This window comes from Bacteroidales bacterium (assembly GCA_023229505.1).
GTDB lineage: Bacteria > Bacteroidota > Bacteroidia > Bacteroidales > JAGOPY01 > JAGOPY01.
The window spans coordinates 1-11924 of sequence record JALNZD010000066.1 but is presented as its reverse complement, the minus strand read 5'-3'; the positions used below and the strand labels follow the sequence as shown (position 1 = coordinate 11924).

8 protein-coding genes are annotated in these 11924 nt (G+C 42.8%); all 8 read right to left on the bottom strand.

What is annotated here, in order from left to right:
* Positions 1–18 precede the first annotated feature (18 nt).
* Positions 19–1125: a polysaccharide pyruvyl transferase CsaB gene (gene csaB / locus M0Q51_16165; protein MCK9401514.1), complete on the bottom strand. Its 1107-nt coding sequence runs from the start codon at positions 1123–1125 to the stop codon at positions 19–21.
* Positions 1126–1142: 17 nt separating this feature from the next.
* Positions 1143–4583: a hypothetical protein gene (locus tag M0Q51_16160; protein ID MCK9401513.1), complete on the bottom strand. Its 3441-nt coding sequence runs from the start codon at positions 4581–4583 to the stop codon at positions 1143–1145.
* 33 nt (positions 4584–4616) lie between these two features.
* Positions 4617–5171 carry a hypothetical protein gene (locus M0Q51_16155; GenBank protein MCK9401512.1) on the bottom strand — a complete coding sequence of 185 codons (555 nt, stop codon included), beginning with the start codon at positions 5169–5171 and terminating at the stop codon, positions 4617–4619.
* A gap of 37 nt (positions 5172–5208) precedes the next feature.
* The gene (locus M0Q51_16150) at positions 5209–7851 is read right to left on the bottom strand and encodes a DEAD/DEAH box helicase family protein (GenBank protein ID MCK9401511.1); all 2643 of its coding nucleotides are present in this window, start codon (positions 7849–7851) and stop codon (positions 5209–5211) included.
* On the bottom strand, positions 7848–9713 hold the full coding sequence (locus M0Q51_16145) for a site-specific DNA-methyltransferase (GenBank protein ID MCK9401510.1): 1866 nt from the start codon (positions 9711–9713) through the stop codon (positions 7848–7850). The genes M0Q51_16150 and M0Q51_16145 overlap by 4 nt, the downstream gene beginning before the upstream one ends.
* A gap of 139 nt (positions 9714–9852) precedes the next feature.
* Positions 9853–10722, bottom strand: coding sequence for a nucleotidyl transferase AbiEii/AbiGii toxin family protein (locus M0Q51_16140; protein ID MCK9401509.1), 870 nt, complete (start codon positions 10720–10722; stop codon positions 9853–9855).
* Entirely contained in the window at positions 10709–11509 is an 801-nt protein-coding gene (locus M0Q51_16135; protein ID MCK9401508.1) for a hypothetical protein, read from the bottom strand. The genes M0Q51_16140 and M0Q51_16135 overlap by 14 nt, the downstream gene beginning before the upstream one ends.
* A gap of 81 nt (positions 11510–11590) precedes the next feature.
* The coding region (locus M0Q51_16130; protein MCK9401507.1) for a DUF5693 family protein at positions 11591–11924 on the bottom strand (334 nt) is incomplete at its 5' end.

The following is an 11924-nucleotide window of genomic DNA, read 5'->3' as shown; positions in this document are numbered from 1 at the left end:
TGATCAACGCTTTCTTTTTCATCTCTTTGCTCCCCCCCTGTCTAAATGATAACCTTTCTCCAGCATGAGATCAAAACTCCGCCGCGCCTGGTCGCAGAGCCTCCGGCAGTGGAGTTCGAGCTCCAGCCTCCGGTCGAGCGGCCGCAGCAGGAGTTCGGCCAGACGGTCGGTCAGCTCCTCCCCGGCGCTGACCTCAACGCACGGTTGCTCAACCAACCGGGCGAAGGAGCTGACTTTCGGATCGTATGACAAGGCAAGACAATTAACCTTGGCTAGCGTGGCGAAGATCACAGCGTGCAGCCGCATCGCCACGACCAGGTCAAAATGCGGGAACATGGCGAGCATCTCTTCCGGCCGGCAGAGACGGTAAATGACGTGGTAGGGAACGGTCAGACGGTCGACGACCTTGCGGGTCATCCCCATATCCTCGGGACACTGGAAAAGCAGAAAAACCGGCTGGCGGCGCGGTGATCCGTTCAGTTCCGCCGCGATCTCTTGGGCCAGCCTGTTTTCCAGCTCTGATTGGCCTTTCAACCCGCGCAAGGCAAGCCCGACCAGCGGCACGCCGGCCGGCACCCCTTCCAGCGCCAGGATCTTCCGCCCTTCGGCCAGCGGCGGCAGAGTGTCGAGCAGGGTCGGATCGGCAGTCACGACGATCTCCGGGCGGCAAACGCCCAGCCGTTTCAATTCCTGGCGCGACTCGTCATCGCGCAAGGTGATCAGGTCAACCCGGTCCAGGACCAACCTGGCCAGGAAGCGGTTAAGCCGTCCGCGCAGCGGGCCAAAACCCTGGGCCAGGATAACGACCCGGCGGCCCAGCCGTTTGGCTAACCAGACCAGACCGAGATAATATAGGAAACTGCGCCGGCTGGTCGCGTCCTGAAAAAGGGTCCCCCCCCCGCTGACAAAAATATCCGCCTGGCGGATCTCCCGGATGATCCGGAATAAAGCGTAACGCGGGATCGCCCTGACCCGGTTCAACTCGGCCGTCAGTTGGGGCGCGGCGGAGAGGACACAGACCTCGGCGTCAGGGACGCGGCTGGTCAATTCGTTAAGGACCGCCTGGAGGACCGCTTCGTCGCCGACATTGCCAAAACCATAATAGCCGGAGATTAATATCTTCATTTTTCTTCCTTATATATTCATTTTATCAAATATTCTTTAAAACTATAATCCCCTACTTCACCCAGGAAATTTACGATCGAATTGACAATATCTTTGTGCTCCAAAGCTTTCGGCTGAACAGCATCAAGTATTTGTTTTACATATTTTTGATAACCATAATATAATGGCTTGTTTTTATGGCTTGCCTTTAAGAGCGCATCGGTTAGCCCCAATACTTCACTTGGATATGCCTCAATATTCTTAATATAATATTCATAATATCCATGCTGATGAAATACTTTCCCTTTACAGTTTATGCTCTTTTTTATAAGCAGGCTAAGATCCCTTATTGATTCCGGTAACGGCCATTTCAGCCATGCAACAAAAGCGCCCAACTCCTCATCATCAGTGGCTTCCGCCCTATACTCCCACAACTTCCTCAATTTAGGCCAATCATCATTGGTCGGCGGTCTCTTTTCAAATAGGGAGTGCAAAGCCCAGATTGCCTGACTTCGCACTTCAGCCGGAGTGTTATCAAAGAAATATTTAACCAGGTTACCTTGTTTCTCCAAAGATTCAAGGCCCCTGAGATACGCAAGCATTATATGTAAAGCCAAATTCCTGCCTTCTTGATTATTTTTCACGTCTTCGATTGATTTGGCTTTAATTCTATCGATAGCTTTTTTATAGTCGCCGTTTTCTTTCAAAAGCCCATAAAGGTCGTCATAAAATCGATTAAATAAAACATACCCCTGCCAATCTGCATCCCAAAATGTAGTTTTATCTTCTCCTTTTGAAAATAATAATCCCTGCTTGATTTTTTCTTTTACCCATTCCTGATCCAAATAAAATAGATATTGGAAGTACCTTCCAAATGTCGAATGTACAGAGGGCTGAGGTTCATCTCTCATCCTATTTTCAAGAAATATTTTAACATCGTCTTCTAATCTATGTCCGGGAGGAAATGGCCCTTCGGCTTTTTTGGTTTCACTTTTTTCTTTAATGCGGGCGATCCGCAGGGCATACAAGATGACCGCCTCCAAAGCTTTACCTCTATTGCAATTAATCGCTTCGGCCACATAATCTACAATTTCAATCCGTTCTCCCTGATGTTCCATCCAGCGAGCTACGCGTGTTTCAGGATTTGAGTCTTTCTCCGCAAGATAAAATAAAATATGCTTTATTCTTGGCAAATAATCATCATCAATAACATGTTTATCACTTCTTACCGCTTCACCCAAAAGATCGGCTATTGATCCTTTCACCCACGAAAAAAGCCCATAATCAAAGCGATCCCTTACGTCTTTTGCCCCCTCGGGATCATTTTTATCGAGCATCAGCTCACATAATTTAATAACCGATTCCCATTCAAAGTCTTTTCCCTCACGCCAGGCATCATGCAAAGCTTGCAGCAAATATGCCGGATAAACCGGACAAATCCCGTCTTCCGCGAATTTTTCGGCGATTTCCGCATATTGGATCGGGTTTTCCTTGACCACCCCTCTAAGCAAGCTGGCCAGTCCTTCCGGGGTCGGTTTTCCAAAGCCACCAGCCGGCTTAAAATCGTTTCTAATATAATCAATAAAATCCCCGGGCTTCATCTGCTTTAATTCTTCAATTGTTTTCGGGCTTGTGGGACCACCCCGGCTAAAAGCCCTGTCTTCCTCAGCTTCTTTTTCGGCGGCATCGATCCCTCTCTTATATTTATTAATGAATTGATGATATTCTTTTAGTTTTTCATCCTGCAAGACTATATCCCCGATTTTATACAGTCTTTTTTCAATCCACTGTTTAACCTGCTCGGGCTCCTCGCCTTCTCCAGGCCCGGATTCAATTAATTCCAGAATCTTCTTTTTAATATTGATATCTAACAAGGCATATTTATTTCTTAACAGCACGAAATATTCCCGCGACATCTCATATGAGCCAAGGAACTTCTTGTTCGTTAGAACTGGCTCATAGCATTCCGATATGTCGCATGCATCGATGATATAAATTGCCAATCTTTTATAAATTGAATATTTTTTATTCAGATATTCTTCTATTTTTGTTTTTGCGGATTTATTGTTGTGCTTATAATAATTCAACAATGCGTCACGCAGGATTTCTACATAAATGTTTTCGGCGTCGCCATCAAGGGCGTTTTCTTCGCTCTCTACAATAGAAGGGCGCCATATATATGAATAATCGTCCTCCTCATTCCTACTTAACTTGATTGCCTCATTTAGCCTTTTTTCAACTATTTCAAGTACTTCTTCAGGCTTGTTTTGAATAAGAGCAGGAAGATACATTTGTTTCAGTTCTTCACTATAATAGATATCGGATCTTAGGCTTGTGCTTGTTTTCGCTTTCTTAACAGGCTTGCTTAAAATATCAAATAGTTGAAGCGCGGCATTATAATGTTCTTCATCAATAAATTTACCTAGCAGATCCATAGCATATTTATCAGCAATCTGGAATGCACTTGAATCAAGCCACTCATCAATTTTAGGCAGTAATTGTTTCGAATAATCAAACGGAAGTTTTAATGTTATCTGGAAACATAGATCTAACGCATTCCAATTATCGTTTATCTTTAATTGTTCCAATAAAGGTGTAATTTTTTCTGGTATTTTATCAGCGACTTTTAATAGATAGTATCCAGGCCACCATGGCGGGGCTTGTATAGTATTATCATCTTCGTCCTTCTCAATCTCTGGGGCATATAGAAAAAACTCATTTTCATTAAGAAAATCAAACCAGCCAGGCTTATCAAGAGTTCTGAATAAATATTCAACAAGTTTTTGCCTTATCAATTTAGACAATAGAGATTTAAATAGTTTATCGTTTGGTATTTCAACAGATATTATTCCATCAATTTCATCTGTTACCCCATAAAAGGGAGATAATATATTCCGCCAAACATCTTGAATAAGCTGCCATTTTCCATCGAATAGATGCATTTCACTCCTATTACCTTGATGAGCATATCCCGTGAACCATTTGTTAAGTTTAATTAATTCTGACAAAGTCTCATCTATTTTGTTCACAATTGTCATGGGCAACGATTGCTCTTCATCTATTGATATAAGCATTTGTTTAAACTGTTGCCTGTGATTTGGTTTATAACATCCACTCCATTTTTCGACTATTAAATTAACTTCTGAATCGTTGAGCATAGGTAGCCGGTTAAATGAATTAACAACTATATTTCTTACTTCCTTTTCCATATCAACCCCATCAGAAGCATTTGATATCGCATATACAGAAATCGGATATTTTTTAGGGAGTATGCGGTTAATTTCTCTTACAGAATGTGATACTAAAGTATTTTTGTCGGGGTTGCTATTATCTTTATAGACCCTCACTGCCCCAAGATAGATTCTTGATAGCTCTAATTCTTTATCATTTTCCCTGAATAAATTGTTTAGCTCCCTTTCAGGATCACTCAAACTTTGTAATAAGGTGTCTTCAATAATATTTAACATGCCGTCTTTCATCAAACGCCTCCCTCAACACCGCCCAAATAGCATTCATCTTTTTGCTTCAATTTCTGCTTTTTCTATTCCCAATTGGTTTATCTTTGGATAAACCTTTTCGGCCTTGTATTGTAAATGCTGATCAATTTCGATCATAATCTTTTTAAATTCAGCTTCAAATTCAATTCGTAAACTATCCATAGATTTTTTATCTGGATTATTTTTGAAAAAATCTCTCATTATTATAAGTTTGTCATACAAGTCCTTTGTGTCCCTATCGTAGTAATCAATATATTGAAACATTTTGTTTATCACAATGTTTTCGAAATTGAACAATACGTTATTGAAGTTGCTTGCGCTTAAAACATTATTATAAACTGCGAGATCTCGACGCGCACCCTGATACCCATTATGCTTATCGCTTCTTTCTTTCAAATTAATATAATCTAGTGCTTTTTTCTTTCTTATATTGTCAACTAACAAGTATGCAAAAAAACTCATAATTGCTCCGAGTGCGGGACCTCCTAAAGCTAGGGAAATATCAATCCAGTCTTTTCCCGGCATTTTATTTATTGCTTCAATAGTTGCTAAAACAGCTATCCTATTCATCTTGAGCCCTCAAACGCCTCTCTCAACACCGCCCACATCATCCCATCAGCTCCTCAAACTGCCTGTAGTTGGAAACATCTTTATAGCGCACATCGATGATTTCGAAATGTTTCTTGGCACACGCTATTTTCTGGTTTTCCGAACCGCGGCGCTGGGCTTCATCGATTGAGCCCTTTGTTTCGATCACGAAATAGATTTTCTCATCAGATTCTTTGCCTTGAAGAGTCATTTTGACTGTTACGATCGCCCAGTCCGGTGTATAGCCACCAAGTGGGGTCCTTACCGAAAACCAAACCGGGAGCTTGATAAACAGCTTTATCCGCTCGTCCCTATCCAATTCAATGGCAAAGCTCTTTTCAACCTCGGAACTGTAAGCCACCGCATCATAAATCGACTTATTCTTGTTTGCTATATCCTGTACGCTGTCTTTATGGCTGATGATCTTTTCAAACTGTGAAACATTGAACTTATCATCGGCAAGCCAATAACTGATCTGCTCCACATAATCCTTAACAAGAGCCCCGTTTATTACCCGGATCGCCTCAAAAACAAATCGCTCCGGATTATTAAATAACAGCCGAGGATCGATCCCTTTCAGGATTTTTACGACCGTTTCCCGCGTTAGCTTCGTTTCGTCTTTAATGAAATTGACGCAATCAAGCGCCGTTTTGAAAGCGCCAACATCCTGCGTTGATGATCTAATCGGTCGATAATCAATTTGGTTTTTACCAATATCAACGCCAACCCTCGTCACGCTGATCTGGCGTTTGGCAATGGACAACTGATTGATCTTTTCAATACACCCTTTAACAAGGTTATCAGTATTAACCTTAACGGAATATCTTGTCTTCTTAGCGATCTTATTCCAAATAGCAGTAAAATTCGGGTCTTTATCAAAGCCTTTGCGTAATTTTATGATCCGCTTTTTGCGCGCGTTTGAGGGCGAGGGCGGCGCTTTGTAAATGCCATCTTCGACAAATTCCGTCTGCAAGCCGGACACATAATCGGCATAATGTTCATTCGCGATAACGGACAAAAGATTGACATTCCTATCAAAAACCCGCTCACCGTTCTGATTGACGCACAACCTCATCCCTCGCCCGATCTCCTGCCGCTTCTTCATCGTTGAAACGGTGGTATTGAGGGTGCAGATATTGAAGACATTGGGATTGTCCCATCCCTCTTTCAAGGCGGAGTGAGTAAATATAAACTCCGTCGGCTCATCGAACGACAAAAGGCGCTCCTTATCTTTCATGATAAGGTCATAAGCTTCTTTGTTCTCGGTGATCGCCCTTTCGCGCTCTAAATACTCCCCATTCTTCTCGGCAAAATAGGCTTTCCTTACATCCTCGGCTTTGAGCCTTGTTAAATCCTTATCTGTTTTCTTAAGGGCATTGAATACCTCATCAAATGTTTTCCTGATAAAGCCGTCTTTTTTTATAAAGTTGTCAACCCGGTCGATGAAGAACAAAGAAAGGGTTTTGATCCCTTTTTTCTTTAACTCCTGTCGCTTTTCGATGTGCCGCTCAATTGTATTTTTGATCTGGGCCCGCATAATGTCTTTCTTGTCTCTGCCAATATCTTCCCCGCGCTTCACTTCTATCCCGTTTTTGAATTTAACCGATCCTACCGAAGCGTAATCAGGAGCGTCCGCAGTCATTTCATCAACAATATAACCGTCATATATGCTGTTATTAGTTTTGCGGGCAAGGTCATCGTTTTGCCTGATCGCCAGGACTTTCTTATTAAGGATATTCTTGCTATCTTTGACAAGTACTTCGACTTTTGCCTTAAGTGTCGTCCGGGAAGAGGTTACACCGATAAGATTTATAAAAGCCCGCGGCTGTTCGTCGTCATCCGTATCGACCACGGAATAAACTTCAATTTTTTTGACCAGTCCCAATTGGTAAGCGTCATATGGCGCGAGCTGATAGACCAGGCTATATAAGTTCTTATGCGTAGCTGAATATCTAAGACGAAACGGAGAATTGAAATTCCTTAGCTTCTCCTGCGTTGCCTCGCCCTCCATATTCTGCGGCTCATCAAGAATAAGGATGGGGTTTGTTTTTTGGATAAAGCTGATCGGCTGTTCGCCCTGCATCTGATCCCGGCTGCTATAAAGGATATTGGCGTCCTTATTGAAAGCGCCCATCGTCATAACCATAATTTCTACATTACTGCTCTGGGCGAATGCCTTGACTTGAGAAAGATTGCGGGAGATATACTCGTAAAAACGATAGGGAAGATTGTCATAGAGAGCCTTAAAGTGGTCTTTAGTTATGTTCAGCGTCTTGATAACACCTTCCCTGATAGCCACAGAAGGGACAATGACAATGAATTTCTTGAAGTTATACTTACGGTTAAGCTCTAAGATAGTGCGGAGATAGACATAGGTTTTGCCGGTACCGGTCTCCATTTCGATGGAAAAGTCCATCCCCGACTGCTCGGCAGGCGAGTCCGGAACAACTTCACCGTTAATTCCATTTCTCTCTTGAACCTTGCGGACATTTTGCTTGATCGTTTCGGCATCAAGCGTCAACTGATTGGGATATATTCCTAAAAGGTCGTGCGCTGATAGAAGATGGAAATAACCGTTTTTGCCCTGCCCTTCAAAAAGATCGAGGACGGCATTGATAGCGTCAATCTGGAATTGCTGGTTAGGGTCGAATTTTAACTTCATATCGTCTTTAGCGTCAGGTTAAGGGAAAGGTTGGCCTTATCGCTGTCGCTTAAAGCGCCGTCAAAACAGATTAAGATTTTCTCCTTATATTCTTTAGCGGTTAGCAGGTCGATCGCACTGTCGCTTAGTTTCTCATCCAAACAGATAAAAAGCTCGCGATCAGAGTCGATAACTTTATAGGTTTTGTTCTTGCCAATCTTTATTTCTTCAACTTGGGCGTTAAGATTTAGCCCTTCTTTGATGATATTTTCGTAGACAATATCAAGCTCATTGATCTTGGCCGGGAAAAGCTCCTTTTGCGCCTTATCGAGGTATGCCGTAAGTGCTTTTTTATTTTCCTCATCGGTCCTTTCGGGGTCGTATTCAAAAAGGTTATCGGCATAGTTGGAATTATCAAGCTTAAACACCTTAAAACCATCATTAATTGGCTTATGATCACCATAACCTTTAATCACCCGGCGGATGCGTTCTTTGCCAATGTCAGCTATTGTTTTATATCCGGCTTTATATGCTTCGCTTTTGGAATCTGTCGGCCCCGGCATCTGCACCATAATAAACTTGCGATTTCCTCCATCCTTTTTGTTGAGATCAAGTACAGCATGGGCGGTAGTTGCAGATCCGGAAAAGAAATCGACAATAATTTCTTCTGATTTAAGGAATGGCACGGCAAGCTCTTTAACATACCCCGATGGCTTAGGAAACGGGAATATTTTACCATTACCCAAAATTTCAGATATTTCATTCGTTCCGTGCTGAGTATATATCCCTTCAATTATCGAGAATGGTTTATTTGTTCTTATCACACCATTTTCATCCTTAAGATATTGCTTAAAATTTACACTCGCCTTGCCTTTTGATTTACTTATAACGATTTCATCATTGCTCATAGCATTATCTGTCCGTTCTTTTGACCATTGCCATTGCATTTCAGGCCATATTTCCTTCCCATTATAGATAATAGGATACCGAAGATTCGGCCTTTCATCGTTGCTGTTTGTTGCAAGTGGCTGTAATCTATATGGCCCTCTTATTGGATATTTTTTATCCTTATATTTATAGTATCTCTCTATAAGTCGCTCATCGTAAGGAATTTCTATGTTATCTATTGAGTTAATGTTTTTCGCATAAACAATTATATATTCATGTAAATCAACATAATATTTCGTTTTCGCTCCGCCGCCATATTTCTTCTTCCATACCAATTGTGCAACAAAGTTCTCTTCTCCATATATTTCATCCATTATCATTCTTAAATGATATGCCTCGTGATCATCAATACTAATAAATATCACTCCATCATGCTGCAGGAGATTCCATGCTAATTTCAATCTCGGATACATCATATTCAACCAATCACTATGAAACCGCCCGCTGGCCTGCGTATTTGTGGAAAGGCGGTTGCCTTCGCCATCTAGTTGCCCGGACTGCTCCAAGTAATTCTTTAATGGCTGGCGGAAATCGTCTTTATATACAAATTCATTACCGGTGTTATACGGTGGATCAATGTAGATCATCTTGACCTTTTCAAAATAGGACTTTTGCAGGAGCTTGAGGACTTCGAGGTTATCACCTTCAATAAAAAGGTTTTCGCTTTCGTCAAACTTGATGCTTTCCTTTTTATCCGGGCGGAGCGTGGCTTTGCTGGGTATTAACACATTCGTAATAGCTCCGCTCTTTCCAGCCCAGGTGAAATTGAATTTTTCCGCGGCTGTCTCTATGTGTTCACCCAACACCTGGCGTAGTTTGTCCCAATTAACCTTGCCTTCGCTAATAACCTCCGGCAAGGAAATCTTAAGCGCGCTTAATATTTTATCTTTAATATCGAGAGATTCCCGTTCAGCTTTTTGATCTTTATTTTTCAATTTATGGCCTCCAAGTGCTTAAGAATTGCCTACCTATGCAAAGTCGCATATATTCCCTCGACTCCGCCTCGACTCTCCCCCATCCGCGATCTCCAGCCTATACCTAGTTGTACCCAAAGTTGTACCCAAAGTGGCGCGTTTACTTATGGAACTCGTGTCCTAATATTTTATTGAAGCGACTAAACACTTTACTAAGGTCAAACACTTCGTCAATTCTAATAACGGGTATTAAATCCGTTTCGATCTGTCGTGTCAGTAAATCCAGCTTAACTTCGCTCAAACCAAACTTATCTTTAAAATCGCCTTGATATCCCTCATCAGCCAACTTATTTTTGAATATTTCCATAAAATGTTCGTTGCGGAAATCGAATTTAGCTTCGGCTATATGCCAGAGATCATAGTAATCGCGTATTGCCGGGTCTTTTCTGGTGATCGCGGCCTTCAGTTTTTCCGCTACCGCTTCATTTAAAGAAAGCGATAATATTTTGTGTTCGGGGATCAGGTTCTGGCCGGTAAAAGGGTCCTTGTAAAAATGGCGGATAACATTCATAACAGGCCGGTCGTACGGCTTTTGCCTGAGAGAAACCTCAATTTTAATATTTCCCTCCCCGCCGGTTATAACAGAAGGATAAAGGACATTAAACACGTACTGCTTGGAGTTATTAAAGCCTTCCCCCCTGGGCTTGTCGCTCCTTAAACCTAAAGAGGTCAAAAATCCCGGCATTTTTTCTTTTATAGGAGCGATGGCAGCCGACCGATCTGAACGAGCGGTCAAATCCATTTCCCCACAGTAGCTAAAATCCAGGTCCTCGCTTAACCGGTGATAATTGAGATGGATCTTATTCAAGAGGGTGCCGCCCTTAAATGCGATGTCCCCGCTAAGCGACGAGGCAATGCTGTTAAGAATGACCGTAAGATAATAGTCTTTTTCGACGATCGCCTGCCGAAAACGATGCTCGGCCGCGATGGCCGGGATTATGTCCTTAAGTTTTTCTTTATCGATTAACAATGATACCCCATTCCTTGTTTATTTTGCCGGAACGAGGCCCGGCCGGATCAAGCGCGACAAAGGTTTTACCAATACCGATCGATTTCTTTAATTCTCTAAGCCGTACCGGCGAACAACCAGCTTTTTCTAAAAGATATCCGGCACGCCGGCGAATAGAAACAACAGGGAACTTTTTAAGATAAGTAATGAACAGCGGCAAATCGATCTTTTTCAGATTATTCTTGATAACTAGCAGAAGACTTTCGAATGACCCGATCGGCTTATAGATCATATCTGCCAAAGTCCGCTCTTTATCGCTGATCGCGACGCCCTCTCCTTCAACCATGATCTTTTTGATCCCATAATATTTTTTTTGATCGATCTTGATCGCTTCATAGCGAACACCGCCGATAACCGTCCGGCCGAATTTTTTCGTATTGAGCACATAAATCGTTTGCGGGACCTGCTCTGTGAAGCCCCAGTAATTATACATAGTAAAATAACCGATATAATACGGAGTATCCCCCATCCAGAGGGCGGCGACAATAAATTCGTTGGGCGTCCATTGCTGATTTGGCGCTTTGATCGGGACAAGCAGGTATTTCCCTTTTTCAATGCGGATCAGCCGTTTTTTCCTTAAAAGAGAGGCGATCACCTTTGACGCTTTATTACTCTCGGCATACAACCCCCGAACATAAGCGGTCGTGATCAGCTTCTGTTTTTCATATTCTACCCGAGAGATCAGATAAATTTCGTCTCTTGATAGATTTGCATACCCTTGCCTGCTCATTGTATCATTATCCCCCAACTTCCATATTTTAGCACTTCACGCATAGTGTTGTAATAGCAATAATTCCTTACTTTTTTGTTCCACCATATTGCCCTATTTTCACGACTGCTGACCCGAATCAGCCACAAAACGGCTGACGATGAACCAGGCCACCCAGCCGACGATCAGGCCAAGGACCAAACCGTTAAAGGTCCGGACAAGGGAGATCAGGAGCGGCGTATGGATATGGGAGAAAGTATTGAAGACCGAGATCGGCGCGATCACCCCGACCGCCGCCAACAGCCAGAGCCATTGCGGCTTGCCGCGCAGAACAAAAAAGGCGGCCAGCATCAGGGCGGGATAACCGATCAGGAATTCTTTGGTCCGGGGACGGACGAAAAGGAGGATTTCCAATAAGTTCCGGAAGCTTTTTTCGACCGCCGGGACCGGCAGG

Bases quoted from the DNA above. Each gene is read 5' to 3' on its own strand.
- csaB (MCK9401514.1), bottom strand. From the start codon at position 1,125: ATGAAGATATTAATCTCCGGCTATTATGGTTTTGGCAATGTCGGCGAC.
- M0Q51_16160 (MCK9401513.1), bottom strand. From the start codon at position 4,583: ATGAAAGACGGCATGTTAAATATTATTGAAGACACCTTATTACAAAGT.
- M0Q51_16155 (MCK9401512.1), bottom strand. From the start codon at position 5,171: ATGAATAGGATAGCTGTTTTAGCAACTATTGAAGCAATAAATAAAATG.
- M0Q51_16150 (MCK9401511.1), bottom strand. From the start codon at position 7,851: ATGAAGTTAAAATTCGACCCTAACCAGCAATTCCAGATTGACGCTATC.